The sequence below is a fragment of the Blautia sp. HCP3S3_C4 genome, assembly GCF_052064095.1.
Taxonomy (GTDB): Bacteria; Bacillota; Clostridia; order Lachnospirales; family Lachnospiraceae; genus Blautia_A.
Genome location: NZ_JBQHWF010000001.1, coordinates 323,002 through 349,346 on the forward strand (window position 1 = coordinate 323,002; position 26,345 = coordinate 349,346).

Annotated in this window: 22 protein-coding genes; 18 read left to right on the forward strand and 4 right to left on the reverse strand. The window is 42.0% G+C overall.

Annotation, left to right across the window (positions count from 1 at the left end; genetic code table 11):
* The first annotated feature begins 308 nt into the window (after positions 1–308).
* From ACTNC6_RS01480 to arfA, 4 genes are all read left to right on the forward strand, one after another.
* Complete coding sequence (locus ACTNC6_RS01480; RefSeq protein WP_441043009.1) at positions 309–1,703, forward strand: ABC transporter substrate-binding protein; 1,395 nt, start codon at positions 309–311, stop codon at positions 1,701–1,703.
* Positions 1,704–1,968: 265 nt separating this feature from the next.
* The gene (locus ACTNC6_RS01485; RefSeq protein WP_441043010.1) at positions 1,969–2,868 is read left to right on the forward strand and encodes a carbohydrate ABC transporter permease; all 900 of its coding nucleotides are present in this window, start codon (positions 1,969–1,971) and stop codon (positions 2,866–2,868) included.
* A gap of 1 nt (position 2,869) precedes the next feature.
* Positions 2,870–3,745: a carbohydrate ABC transporter permease gene (locus ACTNC6_RS01490; RefSeq protein WP_441043011.1), complete on the forward strand. Its 876-nt coding sequence runs from the start codon at positions 2,870–2,872 to the stop codon at positions 3,743–3,745.
* Between the two features lie 186 nt (positions 3,746–3,931).
* Positions 3,932–5,455 carry an arabinosylfuranosidase ArfA gene (gene arfA, locus ACTNC6_RS01495; RefSeq protein WP_441043012.1) on the forward strand — a complete coding sequence of 508 codons (1,524 nt, stop codon included), beginning with the start codon at positions 3,932–3,934 and terminating at the stop codon, positions 5,453–5,455.
* Between the two features lie 214 nt (positions 5,456–5,669).
* On the opposite strand, the gene ACTNC6_RS01500 is transcribed toward arfA, so the two are convergent.
* Complete coding sequence (locus tag ACTNC6_RS01500; RefSeq protein WP_441043013.1) at positions 5,670–6,761, reverse strand: PTS transporter subunit IIC; 1,092 nt, start codon at positions 6,759–6,761, stop codon at positions 5,670–5,672.
* Between the two features lie 168 nt (positions 6,762–6,929).
* Here ACTNC6_RS01500 and ACTNC6_RS01505 point away from each other — a divergent pair, with 168 nt between their 5' ends.
* Positions 6,930–7,565 carry a YczE/YyaS/YitT family protein gene (locus ACTNC6_RS01505; protein WP_441043014.1) on the forward strand — a complete coding sequence of 212 codons (636 nt, stop codon included), beginning with the start codon at positions 6,930–6,932 and terminating at the stop codon, positions 7,563–7,565.
* Between the two features lie 69 nt (positions 7,566–7,634).
* Here the strand turns inward: ACTNC6_RS01505 and sdaAA are convergent, their stop codons facing one another.
* Both sdaAA and sdaAB read right to left on the reverse strand, forming a co-directional pair.
* Positions 7,635–8,504, reverse strand: coding sequence for an L-serine ammonia-lyase, iron-sulfur-dependent, subunit alpha (gene sdaAA / locus ACTNC6_RS01510; protein WP_441043015.1), 870 nt, complete (start codon positions 8,502–8,504; stop codon positions 7,635–7,637).
* A 50-nt stretch (positions 8,505–8,554) separates the two neighbouring features.
* On the reverse strand, positions 8,555–9,223 hold the full coding sequence (gene sdaAB / locus ACTNC6_RS01515; protein WP_173744095.1) for an L-serine ammonia-lyase, iron-sulfur-dependent subunit beta: 669 nt from the start codon (positions 9,221–9,223) through the stop codon (positions 8,555–8,557).
* A 610-nt stretch (positions 9,224–9,833) separates the two neighbouring features.
* Here sdaAB and mgtE point away from each other — a divergent pair.
* From mgtE to ACTNC6_RS01555, 8 genes are all read left to right on the forward strand, one after another.
* Positions 9,834–11,228: a magnesium transporter gene (gene mgtE / locus ACTNC6_RS01520; RefSeq protein WP_441034515.1), complete on the forward strand. Its 1,395-nt coding sequence runs from the start codon at positions 9,834–9,836 to the stop codon at positions 11,226–11,228.
* A 333-nt stretch (positions 11,229–11,561) separates the two neighbouring features.
* A complete protein-coding gene (locus ACTNC6_RS01525; protein WP_441043016.1) occupies positions 11,562–13,700 on the forward strand; it encodes a sensor domain-containing diguanylate cyclase in 2,139 nt (712 codons plus the stop codon).
* Positions 13,701–13,735: 35 nt separating this feature from the next.
* Positions 13,736–14,644: a LysR family transcriptional regulator gene (locus ACTNC6_RS01530; RefSeq protein WP_441034513.1), complete on the forward strand. Its 909-nt coding sequence runs from the start codon at positions 13,736–13,738 to the stop codon at positions 14,642–14,644.
* A 155-nt stretch (positions 14,645–14,799) separates the two neighbouring features.
* Positions 14,800–15,744 (forward strand): nickel ABC transporter permease, encoded by a 945-nt coding sequence (gene nikB, locus ACTNC6_RS01535; protein WP_441043017.1) that lies wholly within the window; start codon positions 14,800–14,802, stop codon positions 15,742–15,744.
* Entirely contained in the window at positions 15,741–16,607 is an 867-nt protein-coding gene (gene nikC, locus ACTNC6_RS01540) for a nickel transporter permease (RefSeq protein ID WP_441043018.1), read from the forward strand. The genes nikB and nikC overlap by 4 nt, the downstream gene beginning before the upstream one ends.
* 34 nt (positions 16,608–16,641) lie before the next feature.
* Positions 16,642–18,180, forward strand: coding sequence for an ABC transporter substrate-binding protein (locus ACTNC6_RS01545; RefSeq protein WP_441043019.1), 1,539 nt, complete (start codon positions 16,642–16,644; stop codon positions 18,178–18,180).
* A 249-nt stretch (positions 18,181–18,429) separates the two neighbouring features.
* Positions 18,430–19,224 (forward strand): ABC transporter ATP-binding protein, encoded by a 795-nt coding sequence (locus tag ACTNC6_RS01550; protein WP_441043020.1) that lies wholly within the window; start codon positions 18,430–18,432, stop codon positions 19,222–19,224.
* Positions 19,221–19,982, forward strand: coding sequence for an ABC transporter ATP-binding protein (locus ACTNC6_RS01555; protein WP_441043021.1), 762 nt, complete (start codon positions 19,221–19,223; stop codon positions 19,980–19,982). The genes ACTNC6_RS01550 and ACTNC6_RS01555 overlap by 4 nt, the downstream gene beginning before the upstream one ends.
* A gap of 198 nt (positions 19,983–20,180) precedes the next feature.
* Here ACTNC6_RS01555 and ACTNC6_RS01560 read toward each other — a convergent pair whose 3' ends face one another.
* Entirely contained in the window at positions 20,181–20,729 is a 549-nt protein-coding gene (locus ACTNC6_RS01560) for a TIGR00730 family Rossman fold protein (protein WP_441043022.1), read from the reverse strand.
* A 122-nt stretch (positions 20,730–20,851) separates the two neighbouring features.
* Between ACTNC6_RS01560 and ACTNC6_RS01565 the strand changes: the two genes are divergently transcribed.
* The 5 genes from ACTNC6_RS01565 (at position 20,852) to speE (ending at position 26,344) form a co-directional block, all read left to right on the forward strand.
* Positions 20,852–21,013, forward strand: a complete 162-nt coding sequence (locus ACTNC6_RS01565; RefSeq protein WP_441043023.1) for a hypothetical protein — start codon at positions 20,852–20,854, stop codon at positions 21,011–21,013.
* A gap of 74 nt (positions 21,014–21,087) precedes the next feature.
* On the forward strand, positions 21,088–22,365 hold the full coding sequence (locus ACTNC6_RS01570) for an L-cysteine desulfidase family protein (RefSeq protein ID WP_441043024.1): 1,278 nt from the start codon (positions 21,088–21,090) through the stop codon (positions 22,363–22,365).
* Positions 22,366–22,405: 40 nt separating this feature from the next.
* Positions 22,406–23,263 (forward strand): EamA family transporter, encoded by an 858-nt coding sequence (locus tag ACTNC6_RS01575; protein ID WP_441043025.1) that lies wholly within the window; start codon positions 22,406–22,408, stop codon positions 23,261–23,263.
* A gap of 751 nt (positions 23,264–24,014) precedes the next feature.
* Positions 24,015–25,484: an aminotransferase class I/II-fold pyridoxal phosphate-dependent enzyme gene (locus ACTNC6_RS01580; protein ID WP_441043026.1), complete on the forward strand. Its 1,470-nt coding sequence runs from the start codon at positions 24,015–24,017 to the stop codon at positions 25,482–25,484.
* Positions 25,485–25,489: 5 nt separating this feature from the next.
* The gene (gene speE, locus ACTNC6_RS01585) at positions 25,490–26,344 is read left to right on the forward strand and encodes a polyamine aminopropyltransferase (protein WP_288788590.1); all 855 of its coding nucleotides are present in this window, start codon (positions 25,490–25,492) and stop codon (positions 26,342–26,344) included.
* Position 26,345 lies beyond the last annotated feature (1 nt).

Here is a 26,345-nt window from a genome sequence, read left to right on the forward strand (position 1 = left end):
ATAAAACTGGCGAAAAAAACATAGGAAAATAGAAGAAAAATGGTCGGAGTGACTAATAAATATCAAACATTTATTTTAATAAAATCTAAAATAATAAAAATAAATCAAAAATATATTGGCATTTACAAGCAGAAATTATATAATATCAACATAAATCGGAGCTAAAAATAAAAAAAATGTGCAAAATAACCATAACAAGAAAGTGGGGCGCATATTTTAAAAAAACTCGAATTGATTATGAGGTTTGTACAATAGCATCATTGAAACCGGAAGAGCGCAAAGAAATGCAAAAAAAGGAGGATCTTTTTATGAAGAGAAGAAAATTGTTCGCGTTACTTATGACTGCAGCTATGGCAGTGTCCAGCATGAGTATGGCAGTGAATGTCTTTGCAGAAGAAGACACAACAGAGGAAACTGCTGAGAGCGAAGAACCGGCTGAGGGAGAACCTACAGCAGTAACAACCGTAGGTCCTGATGATGGAACAAAATTCGAAATGTGGTCATTCGTAGACCTGCACAATGAATTTTACGGAAAAATGGTAGACAAATGGAACGAAGAGAATCCGGACAAACAGATCCAGATTACATTCAGTACATATCCATACTCTGATATGCATAACAAATTAATGATGTCCTTACAGGCAGGATCCGGTGCTCCTGACCTCTGCGATATCGAGATCGGACAGTTCCCGAACTATTCCGGCGATGACAGTCCTCTGTATTCCATGAATGATGCACTTGCTCCATATGAAGATACAATGGTGCAGTCCAGACTTGATGTTTATTCTAAAGCTGACGGAACAAGACTTGGTGTTCCTTTCCATGTAGGTGCAACTGTTATGTACTGGAACGCAGATCTTCTTGAATCTTACGGATTAGATTACAAATCTGTAAAGACATGGGATGATTATACAAAACTTGGTGAAGAATTAAAAGAAGCTTCCAACGGTGAAGTGTACTTAACTTCTGTTGATACAGGCGGTGTTGACTGGATGTGGCTTGCAATGGCTGAGAACGGTGAAGACTGGACAGGCGGTCCGGACGGAACTGTAAACGTACAGCTTGATTCTGTAAAAGAAATGCTCACAATGCAGCAGAACTGGTTAAATGATGGAATCGCAATGGTATCCACAGACGGACATGTTGACCTTGAAGCTGGTTTCTCCAACATCATGGATGGCAAGATCGCTTCCTTCCCGAAAGCTATGTGGTACATGAGCCGTTTCAAAGATTACATGCCTGAGATGAAAGGTAAATATGACATCACAACATGCCCTGTATTTGAAGAAGGACAGAAATGCTCCGTTGGTATCGGCGGTACAGGTACTGTTGTAACAAATCAGTGTGAGAATCCTGAACTTGCAGCCGAATGGCTTGCATGGGCTAAATGCTCTGAAGAAGGCGAAAACCTGATCTGGAACGAACTCGGATTTGATGTCTGCAACACAGCATTATGGTCTGAAGAAGCGTTTGCTTATGATGAGTCCAATATATATAATACATTCTTCCGTGTAAAACCATACGAAGTGCTGAATGAACTTGCTGAAAATGATGCAATCGGAACTGTTTATACAACAAAGAACTCTCCGACACTGAACGACTACATGTGTACAACAACTCTGAACAATGTATTAGAGGATGGCATGGATGTAGAAGAAGCGCTTCAGGATGCACAGGATTATCTTGATTTCGAGTGTGAATAATAAAATGATAATGGTTCACTGATCAAGTGAATAAAGAACGGTTACTGCAGTGGCCGAAATGATATGGGAGGCCAGGGAACCGCATTCCCTGACCTCCTCTACTGTTATCCTGGTGAGAAATGAGATTTTCACAGGATGTGGAGTCTGATTTCTTTTCAGGATAATGGTAATAAGAAAAAAGAAATTATCTGTGACTGTTCAGTAAATCATGATTCTGTGAGATACTGAAAAGTTACCGCTATTTTTAGAAGAGGAGGAATTCATTGTGAATAAAGTGAAAAAGATGCTCTATTCTCAGAAGGTGGCACCCTACGTATTCGTACTTCCGTTTGTTATCAGCCTTCTGGTATTCTGGTTATATCCGCTCATCAGTGGTATTGTAATGAGTTTTCAGGATATTTCATTTGGCGGTTCTCAGTGGGTTGGTCTGAAGCATTATCAGAAACTGGCTTCCGATAAGTTCTTCAAGACGGCTGTATTTAACAGTGTGGAATACATGCTTTTGACACTGATCCTGCTGATTCCAATCCCAATGATGCTTGCAGTACTGATGGAAAGCCGTCTTACCAAAGCCAAAGGCGTATGGAAAGTGATTATGTACATTCCGGCACTTACATCTGTAGTTATTTCCGGTATGTTATTCCGACTGATGTTCTCAGAAGGTGATAACGGACAGATGAACCAGTTAATGCATTTGCTTGGAAATGCAAGTATTCCATGGCTGAAAGAAAAGACTACCGGATGGATAGCTCTGTTATTACTCTGTATGTGGAGATGGACAGGTGTTAACATGTTGTATTTTATTTCCGGTTTAAAGAGTATTGATACATCTCTTTATGAATCAGCAGATATCGACGGTGCCAATGCAAAACAGAAATTCTGGTATTTGACACTGCCGCTTCTGAAACCGACAACCATCTATGTTATTACAATTTCCGTATACGCTGGTCTGTCCATGTTCCTTGAGAGTTTCATGTTGTGGAACGGTAACTCTTCTCCGAAGAACATCGGTCTTACCATCGTAGGATATCTGTACAAACGTGGTATTGAGAAAAACGATATGGGTTATGCGTGTGCCGTAGGTATGGTACTTCTGGTAATCGCTCTGGCGATCAACATTATCCAGCTTGTGGCAACAGGAACATTCAAGAAGGAGGAAGAGTGATATGGCAAAAACAGCAGCTCAGCCAAAGACAATGGAATCAAATCATAAAGTTGCGTCTGTATTATCCACAGGGCTTTTCGCTATCCTCGGTGTGCTGATCGCATTCCCGCTTCTTGCAGGTTTCTTCGCTTCCTTCCAGGAAGGCCGTGAAGTGGTTATGAAAGGTATGTCCCTGAATCTTGATTTCTCCAAGATGCATCTGGACAACTACAAATACCTGTTTTCCGGAAATGAGGATTCCCGAAAATATTTCATGTGGTATAAAAACAGTCTGATTCTGACACTGATCACAGTAGTTCTGACACTGCTGGTATGCTACTTCATCGCATACGGTCTGACCATGTACAAATTTAAACTTCAGGGATTTTTATTCTTCCTGGTAATCGCAACTATGTGTGTTCCTTTTGAAATCCTGATGCTTCCTCTGTACAACGAGGTTACATCTCTTGGGATCATCAATACAAGAGCCGGTGTTATTCTCCCCGGACTATGTGGTGCATCGACGATTTTCTTCTTTAAACAGTACATGCAGAGTCTTCCGAAAGAGCTTCTGGATGCAGGAAGAATCGACGGATGTACAGAGTATGGTATCAGTGTTAAGATTATGATGCCGATCACCAAACCGGCATTTGCATCCATGGCGATCCTTTGTGCAATGGGATCCTGGAACAATATGTTATGGCCGATGCTGGTATTCCGTGATACAAGTAAATTTACACTGCAGATCGGTCTGAATACACTGCTTACACCTTATGGAAATAACTACAATCTTCTGATCGCAGGTTCCATGTTCGGTATTCTTCCAATCCTGATCATCTACCTGATCTTCCAGAGATACCTGATCGATGGTATGACATCCGGTGCTGTTAAGGGTTGATCAAAAGTTGTAAATATTCAAATCGTAACTTGCTGACATGATATAAAATGAGCTGTCCCATTGAGTTTTGAAATTAATGTTACTGTAACCGGTGATCATTTGACATTACTTATGAGACAGCTCAAATAATATAACGACAAACTAATTTCTCAAACTAAATTTAAGAACGGAGGTTCAAAAAACATTATGGCAAAACAGGCAAAAATGGTAGTGGACAAAGCATTCTCCATTTCCAAAATCGACAAAAGAATTTACGGTTCCTTTATTGAACATCTGGGAAGAGCTGTATACGATGGAATTTATCAGCCGGGACATCCGCTTTCCAATGCTGACGGATTCCGTAAAGATGTTATTGATCTGGTAAAAGAACTGGACGTGCCGATCGTACGTTATCCGGGCGGAAACTTCGTATCCAACTTTTACTGGGAAGACAGTGTAGGTCCGGTTGAGGAAAGACCTCACAGACTGGAACTTGCATGGAAAAGTCTGGAAAAGAACGAAGTAGGACTTCATGAATTTAAGAAATGGGCAGACGCAGCCAACTCAGAGGTGATGATGGCAGTCAATCTCGGAACAAGAGGAATCACAGATGCCTGCAACCTTCTGGAATACTGCAACCATCCGGGCGGAACCAAATACAGTGATCTCCGTATCAAACACGGACAGAAGAATCCATATGGATTCAAAACCTGGTGTCTTGGAAATGAAATGGACGGTCCATGGCAGATCGGTCACAAGACTATGGATGAGTACGGAAGACTGGCGGAAGAAACAGCCAAAGCAATGAAACTCATCGATCCCTCTATCGAGTTCGTTGTATGCGGAAGTTCCAACAAAGATATGCCGACCTTCGCACTCTGGGAAGATCATGTCCTGAGCCACACTTATGATTATGTAGATTATTTATCCCTTCATACATACTATGGAAACCGTTCTGATGACAGCAACGACTTCCTTGCAAAATCCGATGACATGGACGAATTTATCCGCACCATCATCGCAACCTGCGACTATGTAAAAGCGAAAAAACGCAGCAAAAAGAATATGTACCTCAGCTTTGATGAGTGGAATGTATGGTATCATTCAAATGCTGCTGACAATGATATCACAGAGAATCATCCGTGGCAGATAGCGCCGCCGCTTCTTGAGGATATTTATAACTTCGAGGATGCCCTGCTGGTAGGGCTGATGCTGATCGTTCTGATCCGTCATTCTGACAGAGTAAAAGTAGCATGCCTTGCACAGCTTATTAATGTTATCGCCCCGATCATGACTGACCCCAACGGAGGCGGCTCCTGGAAACAGACAATTTTCTATCCGTTTATGCATGCCTCCAAATATGGCCGCGGTGTTGCACTCCAGCCGGTGATCTCTTCCACAGAGCATGAGACAAGCGGACACGGAAGCATCACAGATATTGAAGCAGTTGCTGTTTACAATGAAGAGAAAGAAGAAGTTACTATCTTTGCAGTAAACAGAAATCTGAAAGAAGATGTTGTTCTCAATACAGATGTAAGAAGCTTCGAAGGCTACAGAGTTGCTGAGCATATCGTACTTGAAAGCGATGCTCTGAAGGTAGTCAATGCTTTCGGACAGGAAAATGTAAAACCAAAGACAACACAGCAGACAACAATGGATAATGGGGAATTGACAAGTATGCTGCATAAAGCATCATGGAAGGTGATCCGCCTTGTGAAAGATAATAAATAAGATGTTAGGGTCAAAAGGCATTTTGCCCCTAACTTGATATCTGCGGATTGCTCAGCTGCAAAGCAGCTTGCTTTAATTCTGACCCACCTGAATTCAGAAATTACCTGATTTTCAAGTGGGTCATTTCTGTATGTACTGAGGATACTGAAATGCGGTATTAACCGACAGACCCATTTTTATTATCAGTAACTATTTTACAATATCTGACTGCTGTTTATGCAAGCGTCATATCTCCGTCTTTTACCCAGCCCATTTTACGCAGAATTGTATTGATGAGTGGGCACAGAACTGCAGGGAGGATGAAGGAGATCATCAGGAGACCTGCCCAGTCCCAGGCTGTAACTGCAGTTTTTGTTCCTGCGGCGATATCATTCATCCATCCGGTGTAGACACCAATCTGTCCTACAAAACCACAGGTACCCATTCCGGAAGAAACCGGAGTACCGTTCATCTGAAGTTTGAACAGACAGGTCGCAAGAGGTCCGGTGATGGCAGAAGTAAGAATTGGTGCGATCCAGATGCGTGGATTTTTTACAATATTTCCCATCTGGAGCATGGAAGTTCCGATTCCCTGTGAAACAAGTCCGCCCCATTTATTTTCACGGAAGGACATGACTGCAAAACCTATCATCTGTGCGCAGCATCCTGCTACAGCAGCTCCTCCGGCAAGCCCGGTAAGACCAAGAGCAGCGCAGATTGCAGCTGATGAGATAGGAAGTGTCAATGCAATACCCACAAATACAGAGACAAGGATTCCCATAAGGAATGGCTGCAGGTTGGTAGCCCACATAATAATATTTCCTACTTTCATTGCTGCGCTTCCAAGTGCCGGAGCCCACCATGCGGAAAGGGCAACGCCTACGCCGATGGTAACAAGGGGTGTGACCAGAATATCGACTTTTGTTTCCTTGGAAACTGCCTTACCGATTTCAGAAGCAAATATAGCTACAAATAATACTGCCAGTGGACCGCCTGCACCGCCAAGTGCGTTGGAGGCAAAACCGACTGTGATCAGTGAAAACAACACCAACGGCGGACAATGCAGTGCATAACCGATGGCGACAGTCATTGCAGGACCGCTCATTGCAGAAGCCAGAGAGCCTACGGTGTACTGTGTGTCGTTTACAGTTGCCACAGCAGTGGTCAGGAACGAAATATGAAACTGTGTTCCAAGTGTGTTGATGATAGTGCCGATCAGAAGGGAGCAGAAAAGACCCTGAGCCATGGCACCAAGAGCATCGATTCCATAACGTTTTATGGAAATCTCGATGTCTTTGCGTCTGAGAAATGCTTTAAACTTTTCCATAATAATTCTCCTTATGATATTTTGATGTCAGAGATTTATTATAAAGGCATTTGTCATAAATGTAAACCAAGTTAAAAATGGAATATTTCTGGTTGCTATTTTCGGAAAGATTGTTGTAAAGTACTTCACTTCTTGATATAATTAATCGATTTTACAGAGGAAAAGGAAATGAGAGAACGAATAAAAAAAATAAACTGGAAGTTTGTATTTGTGATGCTTGTTGGAAATATTATTCTGGGACTGGGAGTTGCAATCTTTAAGCTTTCAGGGCTTGGAAATGATCCCTTTACAGGAATGGCTATGGGACTGGCAGAATGTATAGGGATTGAATATCCCCGATTTGTGATTTTACTCAATGTGGGATTTTTTGTCATAGAAATCATATGGGGAAGAAAACTGATCGGTGTGGGGACAATTGTAAATGCGTTGCTGCTGGGATACTTTGTTACATTTTTCTATAATCTTGTGACATCTGTGATCAATGCACCTGAACAGATGGTTCTGAGAGTGGTGACAGTATGTATAGGAGTGATTGTTGCAAGTCTTGGGATTTCTATGTATCAGCTGCCTAATCAGGGAGTGGCGCCATATGACAGCATTTCACTGATCATGGCAGACAGATGGTCAAAGTTTCCGTATTTCTGGTGCCGAGTCTTTACGGATGGAATCTGTGCACTTGTATGCTGGCTGTCAGGTGGTATAGTAGGCCTTGGAACCCTGGTCGGTGCATTTGGATTTGGACCATTTGTACAGTTTTTTGACACACACTTTACATCTAAAATACTGGAAAAATGCAATAAATAATAAAAGACTGTCCCGTATATACGCAGAAGAAAATGGGTATATACAGGGACAGTCTTTTTCAAACACACTCTAGCTGCGCATATGACATGCTTCACATGCAGAGGGTGTGACAGCACATCCGCCCATTGCAGTTTCACGTAGTTCAGCAGGAAGCTTTCTGCCTACTGTAAACATAGTCTGTATCATTTCATCCAGAGGAATCAGCTGATGAATTCCGGCGAGAGCCATCTCAGCAGCGATGACTGCATTGGCCACACCTGCTGCATTTCTGTTCTGGCAAGGATATTCTACCAGACCGCCTACCGGATCACAGACCAGGCCCAGCATATTCATAAGAACAGTAGATGCGGCATAAGTACATTCTTTTGGGGTACCGCCCATTAGTTCCACAGCAGCAGAAGCTGCCATGGCAGAAGCAACACCAACCTCAGCCTGGCATCCGCCTACAGCACCTGCGACTGTGGCATTGCGCATTGCCAGGTATCCGATAGCACTTGCATTAAATAATGCCTGGATAATCGTGTCATCAGAGAAATGATAGTGCTCCTGCATTGCAAGCATCAGTCCGGGAACGATTCCGGCAGAACCGGCAGTGGGAGAGGCCACGATCAGTCCCATAGAGGCATTGGTTTCCAGTGTTGCCATGGCATAAGTGATGGCTTTTTGAAGAAAATCGCCGCAAAGTCCCTTTTTTTCCTGAGAGTGAATATTGAGTTTTCGGGCTTCTCCGCCAATAAGACCGCCCATGGATTTTACCGGCTTTTCAATGGGAGAACGTGCAGCTTCTCGCATAATTTCAAGTACTCTGGTCATTTTTTCTTTCACAGCTTCTGCTGTTGTTTCCCCAAGTTCAATTTCACGGATCCGCATGATCTCTGAGATGGGAAGATTTCTTTCTTCACAGAGTGCAATCAGTTCCTGTGCATTTTTAAAGTCCATAATAAAAATTCTCGTTACTGTTTAACCTGTACACAGTAACACTCCTTTCTCTACATCTGTACGATCATAACTTCGTGAATATTCGGGTTTTCACGGATCACGGGGACAATGTCCTCCGGAAGTCTGCCGTCAGATTCTACGATGGTGTAGGCAATATCACCTTTTCCCTCGCGGAAGAGGCGCATAAATGCAATGTTGATCCTGCGGTCACTGAGACATTTTGTGATATAAGCCGCAACCCCCGGAGTATCCTGATGAATCACGATCACAGCACTGTATTCGCCTGTAAAATCTACCTGTACATGGTTGATCTCCACGATGCGGACCTTGCCGCCGCCCAGAGATTCTCCACGGACAGTCATTTTCTGGCCCTTTTCATTTTCCATACAGATATCTACAGTATTTGGATGGATATCTGTTTCTGTTTCATTTGGAGTAAAAGAAAATTCCAGACCATTTTCGTGTGCAAGCTCATAAGAATTCCGGATGCGCATATCATCTGTGGAAAAACCCATGATGCCCCCAAGCAGAGCACGGTCTGTGCCGTGTCCGTGGTAGGTTCTGGCAAAGGAACCGTACAAAATAAAATCAGCTCTTTTTAAGGGACCTTCAAGCATCTTTTGGGCAAGATAGGAAATACGTGCCGCACCTGCGGTATGTGAGCTGGAAGGGCCGATCATGTTCGGCCCCATTACATCAAAAGCACTGATAAATGACATAAAAAATATTCTCCTGTAAATATGTGAAATATAGTGTTGATAAAGTGATTTTATTGTAACATTTGTCTGCAAAAGAAGCAAACCTGTCATTACGTTAATATTAACAAAATTTAATGTAAAAAATAGTAAAACAGGGTTGCTTTTTCAGTGTGGGGCGGTTACAATAACAGTGCATTTCAGTTTTGAACAAATTGATAATTTGAAAATTTAACCGAATAAACTGCGGAGCAGTTATTCGGTTATGAGCAAGTAGCGAAGCGGATTGCGAATATCCGCTTGACAGAAAAGGCAGGTGGAACAGAATGGATAATTGCGATTCTCATGGGCGAAGTAGTAGCACAGGATCTGAAATAAAAAGAGTATATGAGTATAGCAGCCCTTCTGTTCTGCTGTAGTCATATATTACCACGTCTTTTTATATCTTATCCTGTATTATGAAATCTCCCGAATCATGCAATTACATATTTGACAGAGGACAAGAGTAAGTGATGACAGAACTTACTCATTTGTTGTGCTGGAAAATGTATAGAGAAGGTAGCAGTAAACATAACAAGTGTAACAGACTGCTTTCTTTTTGTGTACTTTTATGTAAATAACGGAGGAAAAAGTAATGGAAAAAAGAGTACAGGATTATTCAAAAGAAATTCTGAAGATTATCCGCAGCAACACATCTCCGGCTGTTATGGTAGCCAGACTGCAGGATTATCATGAGAATGACCTGGCTGATGTATTACCGGTTCTGACTGTACAGGAGCGATACAAACTGTACCGTATTCTGGACACAGATATGCTTTCTGATATTTTTGAATATACAGATGAGGAGAATGCAGCAGAGTATCTGAATGAAATGGATGTGAAAAAAGCAGCAGCCATTTTATCCAGAATGGAGACAGATGCTCTTGCAGATGTATTAAATAAAGTTGAAAAAACAAAGAAAAAAATACTGATCGATCTGCTTGAACCTGAGGTTCGACGTGATGTGGAGATGATCGCATCCTTTGATGAGGATGAGATCGGAAGCCGCATGACAACAAATTATATTGTGATCACAGATAAACTGACAGTTAAGCAGGCAATGAGCAGTCTGATCGAGCAGGCTGCAAAAAATGACAATATTTCTACTATTTTTGTAGTGACAGAGCAGCAGAAATTTTATGGGGCGATCAACCTGAAAGAACTGATCATTGCAAGACGGGATGATCTGCTTGAGAATCTGGTGGTGACTTCTTATCCGTATGTATACGCGGAGGAAAGCATTGATGACTGTATTGAAGAACTGAAGGATTATTCTGAGGATTCAATTCCGGTTCTTGACAATGATAATCAGCTTCTGGGGGTTATCACATCTGCCAGTATCATTGACCTGGTTGATGATGAGATGGGTGATGACTATGCGAAGCTGGCCGGTCTGACTGCAGAAGAGGATCTGAAAGAGCCGCTGAAAGAGAGTATGAAGAAACGTATGCCATGGCTGATCATTCTTCTGGGACTTGGTATGGTTGTTTCCTCTGTGGTAGGAATTTTTGAAAAAGTAGTAACTGCACTTCCGATTATTATGTGCTTCCAGTCACTGATCCTGGATATGGCAGGTAACGTCGGTACACAGTCACTGGCTGTAACAATTCGTGTTCTCATGGATGAATCACTGACAGGAAAGCAGAAATTGGAACTGGTATGGAAGGAAATGAGGATAGGCTTGTGTAACGGCAGTCTTCTTGGATTCCTGTCCTTTATACTGATAGGATTGTATATCTATCTGTTTAAGGGGAAAACACTTCTGTTTTCCTATGCAGTATCAGGATGTATTGGCGCAGCACTGCTGCTGGCAATGCTGATCTCCAGTGCAGTTGGTACATGTATTCCGCTGTTTTTTAAGAAGATAAAGATTGACCCTGCAGTTGCATCCGGTCCGCTGATCACTACGATCAATGACCTTGTGGCAGTTGTGACATATTATGGTTTGAGTTGGGTACTTTTATTAGAAGTATTGCATCTGGCAGGATGATAAATTGAATAGTAATAACAAGACGGATCCGGCATCTTTATTTGTAAGATGTCGGATTTGTTTTCTTATGAAATAATAATGTAAAATAGAAAAAAGGCGGTTGATATTATTATAAGAATATGTGATAATAATCTATTGCAATTCCCCCAAATATTAATTTGCTTTAGAAGGCAAAAAGTAATAAAAAATTAAAAAGGATAGTATATTGAGTTCATGAAGATATAAAACAGAGATACTGTTTCAGGATTCAGTATAGGCAAAGCAGTCGAAAGGCTGTGGCCCAAAGCTGGACATTATTCTTTTTTTGTATGTTGGAGAGAGGTTGAGAATATTATGTCAGAGCATGAAAGTATGCTTGGGAAAATGAATAACATCGAAATATATATGGCAAATAAAGATGCGGATATGGATACAGATATCAATGCTTCTGCTCAGGAAGCTTTTAAATATGTACTGACTCAGAATGACCCTGTAGGGACAGTTGCCGGTTATTATGATGAAAAACTTAGTATCTGGACGATAAGCAATTTTTTTCTGCAGATTTTAGGATATGAACTTAATGAATTTATGGAAGTATCCGGTGGCTATTTGAGCAATGTGATCTGCAATGATCAGGAGTGTTTCCTTTCTGCTGAAGAATTCAGGAATCTGCATGGATTCTATACAATGTATCTTATGGACAGCAAAGGCTCCCCCATATTAGTCAGGATCGTAAAAACAGATGCTGAGGATAATGAAGGACGGCCGGTATGGGTGTTATCTGCCAGGTCTGACCGTTCAACTCAGAATCTGGAACTGATCAATGAAATGGTGGAGAATGGTTTATGGAGTATAGATTATGATCAGGAAGAAACAATATCAAAGGTGACATTGAGTGACACGTTCTGCCATATGCTGGGATTTAAAGATAATAGTGAAATACCGAACACTGCAGAAGCTGTATTGGGCAGAATACATCCGGATGACCGTTCTGAAATCATTGAATTTATGGAAAGAGTTCCTGGCGATTTTCAGCATGAAAAATATGAGGGAGAATACAGAATTTTAATGCGGGATGGAAACTATCAGTGGTTTAATACAAATTGCAGGGCTGTCCGGCGTATGAATGGTTCTCTCAGTCAGTTGGTGGGGGTTATTGTTAACATTGATAAACGTAAGAAAGCATCAGAACAGGAAGCAAGAGAAGAAGCTTTTCATCGTGCTTTTACTGATTTGAATATGTGTGAATATTATGTCGATCTTCAGGAAAATACTTTTGAATCCATGAAAGTAGAGAATCCACTTCTGGAAATTTTCAGAAACAGTCAGACATGGGATGAGCTGATACAGAGGTTTCTTGATAATTATGTCTGTCCGGAGAGTAAAGTGGCAGTCGCACAAATTTATAACAGGGAATATATTATAAAGGAACTGGGCAAGATTAAAGGAGAATTAAGTCAGGAATGTAAGGTGATGATTAACGGAGAACAGCGTATTGCCAGAAATGTAGTGATGGCAGGGGATACAGATGAGAATGGAAATCCCAAACATGCCATGATCTTTTTACGTGATGTGACAGATTCGAAGAATGCGGAAAAAGAGCGCAGAAAGATGCTGAGGCAGAATATTGCCATGGATCAGCTTCTCCAGGGTGTTACCAGAATTGTGGAGCGCTTTGCTGTCTGTGATCTGGACAGTGGACGGTATGACTATTATGAAATGAACAATGACGCAGTTTATCAGCCTGCAGGAGATTATCTGAAATTTATTCATTATATGTCTCAAAAATATGTGGTTATTACGGAATCAATCAATGCACAGATGGAATATCTGCTTTCGCCGGAACATCTAAGAAAGGTTATTTTGTCGGAAGAGGATTTGTACACGTTTGAATATTGTAATTTTGATAAGTCTTCTTACAAAGTAATGTCAGTGATTCCTGTGGAATGGAAAGGAAGCGTACTGTCGAAAGTTATGCTGATCGTTCAGGATATTGGTCAGAAGCATGAACTTGAGAAGCTGGCAAATACAGATGGACTGACCGGACTTTACAATGAGCGTTATCTTTCCACAAAATTAAAACAAAATGGTAAATTCCATAAAAAATTCGCAATGTTTTATCTGGATCTGGACAGGTTTAAACCGGTTAATGATACGTATGGACATGATATGGGAGACAAATTACTGAAGGCGGTTTCCCAGAGACTGCGTAAATGTATACGAAATACAGATTATGCTTTCCGGATCGGGGGAGATGAGTTTTCACTGATCATTGAGGAGGGCAATATAAATGATGAATTCTGTGAAATGATGGTCAGAAGAATAAAGAATGCAATTGATGCGCCCTTTGTGATAGAAGGACATATACTGCATGTGGATACAAGCTGTGGCTATGCTATTTATCCGGAGCACAGCCCTGAGGTTGGCGATATCCGTATTATGGCAGATCACAGAATGTACAGAGATAAAATTCAAAACAGAAAAAAGATTTAATGGCGGATAAAAACAGAAAGAGAGACAAAATCTTTATGGATTTAAAACAATTACAGTATTTCGTAGTATGTGCACAGACTGGTTCATTCAGTGATGCTGCGAAAAATCTGTATTCTACACAGCCCAGTGTCAGCAAGGTGATCAAGGGACTGGAAGATACGCTGGGAATGCAGCTTTTTGAACGGTTGCCAAGAGGAATCAGACTGACAGTGCAGGGACACAAGATTTATGAATATGCGTCGAAAATTATAAATGAAGTAAATGTTCTGGAAAATATGGCTTCCAGCGGAATGACAAAATGGATCCGGATATCTTTAAATCCCAGCTCCTGGTTTGCAAATCAGTTTGTAGACTTTTATAATGAAACCTATGAAAAAAAGTACCATTTCCAGGTAACAACAGCAGGCGTAAAAAGTGTAATGGAAAGGGTACGGGATTATATGGATGACATTGGTTTTGTATATATCCTCAGTCAGCAGAAGGAAAATTTCCTGTATGAACTGTCAAAAAACAAAATGTATTTCGAACCTATCTATGAAACAGATGTAATGCTGTATCCGGGAGGGCTGACAGAGCTTTACAATTCCGGCAAAGAGAGGGCAGAACTGGAAGACCTGGAAGGAATCCGTTTTATACAGAATTATCAGGATGAATTTTTTGACATCGGTGCTGTAAAAGAAGATGCATTCCAATGGAAGGACATTGACATTTCCGTGCTGACCAACAGTGATTATATTATGGAAAAAATGCTGAAGAACAGTAAGGTGGCAAATATAAGCGGAAGTTACCTGTCAGAAAACAAAGAAGGAACTACACCGGGAATTCCTTTGGATCTTGGAGACAGTAAAGTGATTTTTGGCTTTATACTCCACAAAGGAGAAGAGATGGACGAGAGTGTGGCTGAACTTGTGGGATTTTTAAAGAATAGATTGCCAAAGCATTAAATGATCATAGGTATTCCAAAAACAAAGATAGATATTCAAATTAAGAATAGCTTATAACCCCCAGGGTGGGTTGTGGGCTATTTTTGCTTTTGTTAAACTGAATGGTGGCTAATTAGGAGTATAATTTTGAAAAATTATAAAATGGAGATATTCAAATGAAAAAATACGCATTCAGACGACTGCTTCAGCTGATCCCCATTTTGTTTGCGATTACTTTTCTCTCTTATGGCATGATGCGGATTGCGGGAAGTGATGTAGTAACACAAAAAATGGAAAATACAGGACAGATCCTGTCAGAAGATAAGTTAAATGCAGCCAGAGAACAGCTGGGACTGGACAAACCATTTCTGACCCAGTATTTTGTGTGGCTTGGGAAACTGCTTCATGGAGATATGGGAAACAGCTATGTATCCGGTATTCCGGTTTTTGATACGTTCATATCGAAGCTTCCGGCAACACTGCTTCTTACAGTGACATCTATTTTGCTGACCATCATTATATCGATCCCTCTGGGGATTCTGTCAGCAGTGAAACAGAATACGATCACAGATTATCTGATCCGTTTATGCAGCTTTATAGGAAACAGTCTTCCTAATTTTTTTGTATCATTGTTATTAATGTATTTTCTTGCAATCAGGCTGAGGATTTTTCCGGTTATATCCAAAGATGTAAGTTTAAAGAGTGTGGCAATGCCGGCGATCGCTCTGGCAATTGCCATGTCAGCCAAGTATCTGCGACAGGTCCGTGCAACTGTGCTGGATGAATTAAGCAAAGACTATGTGGCAGGAGCGAAAGCAAGAGGAGTAAAGTTTTCTGTCACTCTTTGGAAAAGTATTATGAAGGCTTCGCTGGTAACCATCATTACCTTGCTGATGCTGTCAGTGGGAAATCTGCTGGGAGGAACTGCGATCGTAGAATCAATCTTTATGTGGGATGGAGTTGGAAAGATGGCAGTAGATGCTATCTCCATGCGTGATTATCCTATTATTCAGGCATATGTTATGTGGATGGCGATCATCTATGTTGTAGTAAATCTGCTTACAGATCTGTCATACCGGTTCCTGGATCCGAGAATCCGTCTGGGAGGTGTGAAACAATGAGTGAAAAGCAGAATAAAAATGTGACAGTGCGTGTACAGAAGATTAAGAAAAACCATATAAAACAAAAGCTGGTCTTTTTTCTTATTCTGGCAATAGGGCTTGTGATACTTGCAGTTTTTTCAGAGCATCTCTGTCCATATGACCCTTATGCACAGGATCTGGCAAGTGCACTTCAGCCCCCCAGTCTTCAGCATCCTATGGGAACAGATACATATGGGAGAGATATGCTGTCCAGAGTTATAAGTGGTGCAAGAGCCAGTATTTTTTCGACCTTTATCTTGGTTGCTGTGATTTTTGTGTTAGGAACAGCTGTGGGTGTATGCTGCGGATATTTTGGCGGAGCTGCAGATACTGTTATGATGAGGATTTCAGATGTATGTCTTGCTTTCCCTGGGCTTGTATTTGCCATGGCGATTGCGGCTATTCTTGGGGGAGGCATTCAGAATGCTGTTATAGCACTGGCAGTAGTAAGCTGGCCGAAATATTCACGTATTGCCAGAGGGCAGACTCTGGCATTAAAAGAGGAACCCTATATTCATGCTGCCATACTGGCAGGTGACAGCTCAGGTCAGATTATGCTCAGGCATATTCTTCCCAATATGCTGGGGCCTGTTCTGGTAACAGCCATGCTTGATATCGGTACTATGATGATGGAGCTTGCAGGTCTGTCATTTCTTGGACTGGGAGCACAGATTCCCATGGCTGAGTGGGGAAGTATGATGAGCAGCGGACGAAGTATGATCCAGACATATCCATGGGTAGTATTATCACCTGGAATTGCAATTTTTATATCTGTGGCAATTTTCAATCTGTTAGGTGATACAGTTCGTGACTATCTGGATCCTAAGAACAGCCGTTCATGATAAGTAATATGAAAACAAACGAGGAGGAAAGAAAATGAGAACAAAGAAATTTCTGGCAATGGCAATTGCCCTGGGGCTGGCGGTAGGAGCGACAGCTATGCCAACACTGGCTGCAGATAAAAAGACATTTGTATTTGGCGATACCACCTTTAATGCGGAAAATGAAGAGGCAGATATTAATCCACAAAATACATATGCAGGATGGGCGTGTATCCGTTATGGAGTAGGGGAAACTCTTTTCCGTTATTCCGATGCAATGGAAATAGAGCCATGGATCGCAAAAGAGTATGAAAATATTGACGAGCTGACCTGGAAGATCACACTGAATGACGGAGTTGTGTTCTCCAATGGACGTGCCTGTGACGGAGAGGCAGTAAAGGAAAGCCTGGAGGCTCTGGTTGCCAATCATGAGCGTGCAGCAGGAGATCTCTGCATTGATACCATCGAGGCAGATGGAAATACTGTTACCATAAAGACTACAGAACCGAAGCCTGCACTTATCAATTATCTCAGTGATCCTTATGGATGCATTATTGATATGCAGGCCGGGATCAGTGATGATGGGATTGTGATCGGTACAGGCCCTTATGTGGCAACTGAACTGGTGACAGATGATCATGTTAATCTTGCAAAAAATGAAAATTACTGGAACGGAGATGTAAATGTGGACGAGATCACTGTCCGCACAATTTCTGACGGTGATACACTGGCAATGGCTCTTCAGGCAGGGGAGATCAATGCTGCCTATGGTATGGCATATGCAAGCTATCCCTTATTTGAAAATGATGACTTTACATTTACCAGTACAGCTACAAGCCGTGCATTCTATGGGTGGATGAACTTTGAAAGTCCTGTAACATCTGACCCTGCAGTGCGCAAAGCAATTGCCATGGGTATTGATAAGGAAAGCTTTGTATCTGTGCTCCTGAAAGGATACGGATATCCTGCAGTGGGTGTTTTCCCGGATACCTTTTCTTTTGGCGGGCAGAATCTGACAACAGAGAGCTATGATCCTGATGGGGCAAAGAAGGTTCTGGAGGAAGCTGGATGGGTGGATTCTGATGGTGACGGTATCCGTGAAAAAGACGGACAGAAACTGGAGATCCGCTGGCTTACTTATCCCAGCCGTCAGGAGCTTCCGCTTCTTGCAGAGTCTGCACAGGCAACCTTAAAAGAAATCGGTATGGATGTTCAGATAAATTGTACCTCTGATAATAATACTATCCGTAAAGACCCTACATTATGGGATGTATATGCAAGTGCCATGGTAACTGCACCTACAGGAGATCCGGAGTATTTCTTCACTTCCTGCACACTGGATGAATCTGCAAGCAATAACGGACATTATCACAGTGATAAACTGGAAGATCTGGAAAAACAGATGAAGCAAGAATTCGATGCAGATAAGCGTTCAGATCTGGCGATTCAGATGCAGCAGACAATCCTGGATGACAATGCCTATGTATTCTGCTCTTACCTGAGAATGAGCATGATCATGCAGTCTAATGTAACAGGACTGACTGCACATCCATGTGATTATTATGAATTGACAGCGGATTTGGATATCAACTAAACTGTAACAATAAATGAAGAATATTTGAACGATGATATTTCAGGGGCAGATGATATTTTGCGTTACTGTTCACATATCACTATTCCGCGAGGTGTTTTGGCATGAATATGTCAAAATCCCGAGACATACAAGCCAAAATTCCATTGCCGCAGGCAATCTGGAATGAATTTTGGCTACGTTACTGAGAACGGAGTGAACAGTAACTATTTTGCCCCTGATTTGGTAAGGATTAGCAAGGATGGTTTGCAGATGGATAGAAAAATACTGACCTACGATTCCGTAGAGATATCATTTGGCGGGAAAGCGGTGGTTCATGATGTGAGCTTCTCCCTTGAACATGGAGAAATACTTGGTCTTGTGGGGGAATCAGGCAGTGGAAAAAGCACTCTGATCAAAGCTGCAATGGGACTTCTGGGATCGGATGGTCTTGTGACAAGAGGAGATATCCGATATATGGATCAGAATATCCTGGATATACCGGAGAAAGAAAAAAGAAAGATCAGAGGTGCAAAAATCGGAATGATCTTTCAGGACGCAGGTGCCTCTCTGTGTCCGATACGCACCATTGGAGAACAGATTTATGAAAGTATGCGTGCGCATACGAAGATAACAAGAAGTGAGGCCAAAACCAGAGCAATGGATCTGTTTGACAAACTGAATTTTAAGGACAGCCAGCGCGTGTGGGACAGTTATCCATTTGAACTGTCTGGCGGAATGAATCAGAGAGCAGGTATTGCAATCGCCATGCTTATGAATCCGCCTGTCTTATTTGCAGATGAGCCGACCAGTGCTCTGGATGTGTCTGTACAGCGTCAGGTTGTAAAGGAAATGCTTAAGTTAAGAGAGTTGTTTGGAACTGCAATCGTGATCGTGACACATGATATCGGAGTAGTCCGGGCAATGGCAGATACTGTGTTGGTTTTGAAAAATGGCAAAACAATAGAATATGGCACAGCAGACCGTGTACTGGATCATCCCCGGGATCCGTATACCAGGAAATTGCTGGAGGCTGTACCAAAGCTGCAAAGGAAGGTTAGAGTATGAGCATACTTTTAGAGGCAGAACATTTAACAAAAATATTTACCCAGAGAGGAAAAAATCCTTTTAAAGCAGTAAATGATGTAAGCTTTACACTAAAAAAAGGAGAAACGCTGGGAATCGTAGGAGAATCCGGCAGTGGGAAAAGTACAATAGCAAAGCTGCTCACCCGGCTGACTGATATCACAGAGGGTACATTGAAATTTGAAGGAAAAGATATTACAAGACTGAAACAAAGTCAGCTGAAAGAGGTATATGGAGATATACAGATGGTTTTTCAGAATCCGGTGGGTTCTTTTGATCCCAGAAGGACACTGGGTGACGGGATCGGTGAGAGCCTTCGCAACCGTGGAATGAAAAAGGCTGATATAGAGAAAAGAGTAGCAGAATTGCTTGAGCAGTGCGGTCTTGAGAAGGAATATGCAAAAAGATATCCTCATGAGGTAAGTGGCGGACAGTGTCAGCGGGCTGCGATCGCAAGAGCCCTGGCAGTGGAACCAAAAGTTCTGATCTGTGATGAGGCAACCAGTGCCCTGGATGTAACCATACAGAAACAGATCATGGAGCTTCTGAAAGACTTGAAAGAGAAGAAGGGGCTGTCTTTTATCTTTATCTGCCATAATCTGGCTCTTGTCCAGATGTTCTGCGACAGGGTCCTGGTACTGTATGAGGGAAAAGTAGTGGAAAGCGGAATTCCCGATGATATCATCAATGAACCAAAGGAAGAATATACGCGAAGACTGGTGGATGCGGTACTTTCATAATTAACTGAATCAGGCTACTAAAATATTTTCTTTTCGGTATAAAGGTATAAAAAAAGTACTTCCTGTGGACGAAGTACTTTTTTATGAGTTTTTAGATGTGCATTGCGCGGAGGTTTGTGCACCTTTATTTGTCATCTGACACGTAACTGTTCAGAAGTCTGCTGTCAACATACCGACCAGTTACTTTGATATTGAATTTTATTTCGGGCTGGTTACTGCAGTCAGATATGTTTTGATATCTTCCAGATCATCAGCAAAATAAATTCCCTGTTGACGATTTTCTGAGGACAGCCCCATCTTGATCATATGGTTAAGAAGCTGCTTCAGGCTGTCATAATATCCATTCAGATTATACAGAATACAGGGGGCATCCAGGTGTTTGAGGGAAACCATGGACATAACTTCTGTGATTTCCTCCAGAGTACCGGTGCCTCCCGGAAATGCAATAAATGCATCACCAAGTTCAATCATTTTTGCTTTTCTTTCAGCCATATTTTTCGTAACGATCAGTTCTGTGATCTCATCATACTGCAGTTCAGAATCTATAAAAAACTGTGGTTCCACGCCTGTTACTTTTCCTCCGGCATTCAGCACACTTTCTGCTATCTGTCCCATAAGGCCGGACTTCGATCCACCATATATCAAAGAATTTCCGCTTTCTCCAATCCATGTACCAAGTTCCCGGACAGCATCTCCAAGTGCCGGATCATTTCCCTCCAAAGCTCCAAGATAAACGGTAATATTCATTGTAATTTCCACCTTGTATTTTTTAAATTTCCGTCATCGGAAACAATTTATCTTTTCCGAGTTCTGATATCGGAACTCATTATAGAACTTTCCAGGTTACGGTTCAATAGTAATTTTGGTGGTTGACAAATTTCAGAATTATTCTAAATGTGATCGGAAATCTGGTGCTGGCAGCGGGACTTCATATGGATGCAGCCGGAGCTGCCATTGCAACAGTAACGGGAATTATATTGAATGTGGGATTTTATATATACCTGAACCGCACAGAAAATACACCGGGCTGATTTTTTCTGGACATTCTGATAGTGTTATGTCATACTTGAATAAATATTAAAAATGAACAGGAGACATCAGCACAATGTTAGATGAGAGAATATATCAGAATTACATAGGCATTCTGAAAGAAGAAATGATTCCTGCAATGGGATGTACAGAACCGATCGCGCTGGCATATGGAGCAGCCAGAGCACGAGAAGTTTTGGGAAAAGAACCGGAACATATCACCGCAAAATGCAGTGGAAACATTATAAAAAATGTCCGTTGTGTTATCATTCCAAACTCCGGCGGATTGACTGGAATTGAAGCAGGTGTAGTCCTTGGTGCAGTAGCCGGAGACCCATTATTGAATATGGAAGTTCTTTCGAAGGTAAATGAATCCGGAAGAAAGAGATGTTGTGAACTTCTGGACAAAAAGATATGCAAAGTAGAACTTCTGGACTCCCCGGTAGTCCTGCACTTTATCATAGAAATGCAGGCTGGAGATGACACAGTAAGTCTGGAAATTAAATACGATCATATAAATGTAACCAAAATTGTAAAGAACCAGGAAGTCCTGCTGGATTCAGATCATAAATCCGGTGAAACTCCGGCTGCAGCAGACAGAACTCTGCTCAATCTGGAAGATATTAAAACATTTGCAGATACTGTAGAACTTGATGATGTCAAAGAAATTATAGAAAATCAGATCCGCAGCAATATGGCAATCGCCCATGAAGGAATGACTGGTAAATACGGTCTTGGAATCGGCCGGATCATCCGTGAAACCTACTCCAATGATATGCTCACGAAAATGCGCAGCCTTACAGCCGCAGCTTCCGAAGCCAGAATGGGCGGATGTGACATGCCGGTAGTCATCAACTCAGGCAGCGGAAACCAGGGAATTGCCTGTTCTGTACCTCTGATCGTATATGCCAGAGAAATGGAACTTCCGGACTATGTACTTTACCGCGCACTGGTATTTTCTAACCTCTTAACTGTATACCAGAAACAGTACATCGGTAAACTTTCCGCATTTTGCGGTGCGGTATCTGCGTCCTGTGCAGCCGGTGCGGGGATTACTTACATCGGCGGTGGAGAACTTTCTGTGATCAAGAAGACCATAGAGAATACGCTTGCCAATATTCCGGGAATCATCTGTGATGGAGCGAAAATATCCTGTGCAGCGAAAATCGCCGCCAGTCTTGACGCTGCATTCCTGGCACATCACCTTGCTATGAATGGTCAGTCCTATGCGCCATACACCGGAATCCTCAAGGAAGAAGCCGGCGAAACCATCAGCTGCGTAGGACAGATCGGCAAAGAAGGAATGAAAGAAACAGATAAAGAAATTCTGCGGATTATGTTGGAAAGTGTATAATCTGCTGGAACAGGTAAAATAATTAATGGGCGGAGGAAATATGTGGCTGTTATTTGCGTTTGGTTCTGCTTTGTTTGCTGGCTTGACTGCCATACTGGCAAAATGTGGAATCAGAAATACAGATTCTAATGTTGCGACAGCATTAAGAACCGGCGTAGTACTAATCTTTTCATGGATTATGGTATTCGTGGTCGGGGCACAAAGCGGAATCAGAGATATTTCAGAAAAAGTCCTGATCTTTCTGATTTTGTCAGGACTGTCAACGGGGATATCCTGGCTGTGCTATTTCAAAGCACTGCAGATCGGAGATATCAATAAAGTAACACCAATTGATAAATCAAGTACAGTGATAACGATGCTCCTGGCGTTTATTTTTCTCGGGGAAGAAATAACGTGGCTGAAATTTGTTTCAATGATACTTATCGGGATTGGCACTTATCTGATGATACAGAAAAAGGAAACACAGGAGAAAAAAGAAGATAAGAAGTGGCTGCTTTATGCAGTCGGCTCTGCTGTTTTTGCCAGTCTTACCTCTATTTTGGGAAAGATTGGAATTCAGGATGTCAATTCAAATCTCGGAACTGCGATCCGGACAGCTGTTGTATTAGTGATGGCATGGATTGTTGTATTTGTGACCGGAAAGCAGGATACGGTTAAGAATATTGACAGAAAAAGCTGGTTGTTCCTTATTCTTTCCGGGTTTGCAACAGGCAGTTCCTGGTTATGTTATTACAGAGCACTTCAGACAGGTCCGGCCAGTGTGGTAGTTCCGATTGATAAACTGAGTATCCTTGTGACCATTGCATTCTCATATGTGATGTTCCATGAAAAGCTGTCATTAAAATCAGGAGCAGGACTGTTGCTGATTGTTGTTGGAACGTTAGCTTTGTTGATATAAGAGATTTTTTTGAGATAGCGTTGTGATAAAAACAGATGTGCTTAAATGAGAAGAAAACGGAAGAATAGCAGATAAATTTTACGTTACTGTTTACTGGTAATATCCCGCGAGGTGTTTTTGGTGAGCGAAGGTCACAGAAAACCCGAGACATACCGCGCGAATTTATGCGACTAGCATAAATTCTGTGCATCGCGAAGCGTGTTGCTGAGAACGGAGTGAACAGTAACATTTTACATAATCTTATCAATTATTTTAACTGTATATTATTGACAGTATGTTTTTTACATGTTATGATAAACGCGATTTTGAAAGACGAAGATGCAGAGTAATAGACAGAGTCTTTTCAAAGCAATTGTTTTGGACCACCCGGGAGGGTTAAGGCCATACGGACAGCCGGGTCCACTGCCGATTATGGTAACTTTGGTTACCTTATTGATTGAGTTAGAAACTCAAATTTTATAAGTAGGTTCCTTTGATAACCGCGATGCGCCGGACGCGCAGACTTGTGAAACGGTCAATAAGAGTAGTAAAAGTATAATTGCTATATAGACTCTGACACGCATGATCCAGAAGTTTTATTTATGATGCTGAAAGAAGGTATTATCTGCTTTTTTATGCTTGTTGATAAAACATATAGATACAGATCAAAACGCAGGTTTGTGGCTGAGTGCCCTACCTGCGTTTTTTTGTTTTGTTCAGTCTGTGAAATTGCTGATTGGGGGGTGAAGCAAAGGAAACTGGAAATGGAGGAATGATGAAAGGAAGTCGTTTTAAATTAAACCAGAACCATGCACCCATACATGAAGCTCTGGAGACTTTCCGACGAATGAGAGTGGTGCCATTTGATGTGCCGGGTCATAAACGCGGAAGAGGTAATCCGGAATTGACAGAATTCCTGGGACAAAAATGTGTAGGTGTGGATGTTAACAGCATGAAACCACTGGACAATCTCTGTCATCCTGTATCTGTAATACGGGAAGCGGAAGAGCTGGCAGCAGATGCTTTTGGGGCAGCACATGCATTTTTGATGGTAGGAGGCACAACAAGTTCTGTTCAGACAATGGTATTGACTGCCTGTAAACGGGGAGATGAGATCATACTTCCCCGTAATGTTCACAGGAGCGTTTTAAATGCCCTTGTTTTGTGCGGTGCGATCCCTGTTTATGTAAATCCGGAGGTGGATCAGAGACTTGGAATCTCTCTTGGAATGCGCAGGGAACAGGTTGAGAAGGCCATAAAAGAGCATCCCAAAGCAGTTGCAGTACTGGTAAATAACCCAACCTATTATGGAATATGCAGTGATTTACGTGCGATCGTTAAGATGGCACATGATGCAGGAATGCTGTGTCTGGCAGATGAAGCCCATGGAACTCATTTTTATTTTGGCGGTGGTCTTCCGGTTTCTGCTATGGCAGCAGGTGCAGACATGGCAGCTGTATCCATGCACAAGAGCGGTGGAAGCCTTACACAGTCAAGCCTTCTCCTTACAGGACCGGCTGTACACGCAGGATATGTTCGCCAGATTATTAATCTGACGCAGACAACATCAGGAAGCTATCTTCTGATGTCCAGCCTTGATATTTCAAGAAGAAATCTTGCACAGAGAGGCCGCCAGATTTTTCATCAGGTAGCAGATATGGCAGAATATGCCAGAGAGGAAATTAATGCCATTGGCGGTTATTATGCATTTGGAAAAGAACTGGTCAATGGAAATTCAGTCTTTGATTTTGACATTACGAAATTAAGTGTACATACGCTGGACATCGGACTTGCAGGGATCGAGGTTTATGATATTTTGCGGGATGAATATGATATCCAGATAGAATTCGGTGATATTGGAAATATTCTGGCCTATCTTTCCATTGGTGACCGTGCCCAGGAGGTGGAGCGGCTTGTAAGTGCACTTGCTGAAATCCGCAGACGTTTTCAGACAGATGGCTCCGGGCTTTTGAGCCAGGAATATATTGATCCTCAGGTGGTGACCAGTCCACAGGAAGCTTTTTATGCAGATAAATGCAGCCTGCCTCTCCGGGAGACTGAAGGGAAGGTCTGTAGTGAATTTGTAATGTGTTATCCGCCTGGGATTCCCATCCTTGCACCTGGAGAGAGGATTACAGCAGAAATCCTGGATTATATTGAATATGCCAAAGCAAAGGGCTGCAATATGACAGGACCTGAGGATCCGGATATTTTGAGACTGAATGTTCTGGCAGGGAGGTAAAGACAATGGAAATGTGGTTTTCAGAATTTCACACACCGGATGTAAAGCACAGTATCCGGGTAAACCGTCAGCTTTATTCTAAGCAGAGTGATTATCAGAGAATTGATATTTTTGAAACACCTGAATTTGGACGTGTGCTGACTCTGGATGGAAATGTAATGCTCACAGAGAGAGATGAATTTATTTATGATGAGATGATCACCCATGTGCCCATGGCAGTCCACAAAGAAGCAAGGGATATTCTTGTGATCGGTGCAGGAGATGGCGGAGTTGTCCGTGAACTGACCAGATATGACAGAGTCAGACATATCGATCTGGTAGAAATGGACCCTCTGGTTGTGGAAGCCTGTCGCGCATATCTTCCGGAAAATGCATGCAGACTGGATGACAGAAGAGTACATCTACATTACGAAAATGCGCTGAAATTTATTCGGCGATGTGAGGGAAAATATGATCTTATTATTGTGGATTCTTCGGATCCCTTTGGCCCTTCTGAGGGACTGTTTACCCGTGAATTTTACGGAAACTGTTATAATGCATTAAAAGATGATGGAATTATGGTTAATCAGCAGGGAAGCCCCTTCTATACAGAAGACGCACATGCAATGCAGCGCAGTCATAAGAAAATTGCCAGTACATTCCAGATCAGCCGTGTTTATCAGGCACATATCCCTACATTTGCCGCAGGTTACTGGTTATTTGGATTCGCAAGTAAAAAATATCATCCTGTTGATGATCTGGATCCGGAAGCATGGAATGCATTAAATTTTCGTACACGTTACTATACAACAAGACTCCATAAAGGAGCATTCTATCTTCCTGCATTTCTGGAAGATATGCTGAAGGAAGTGGAGGGATAAC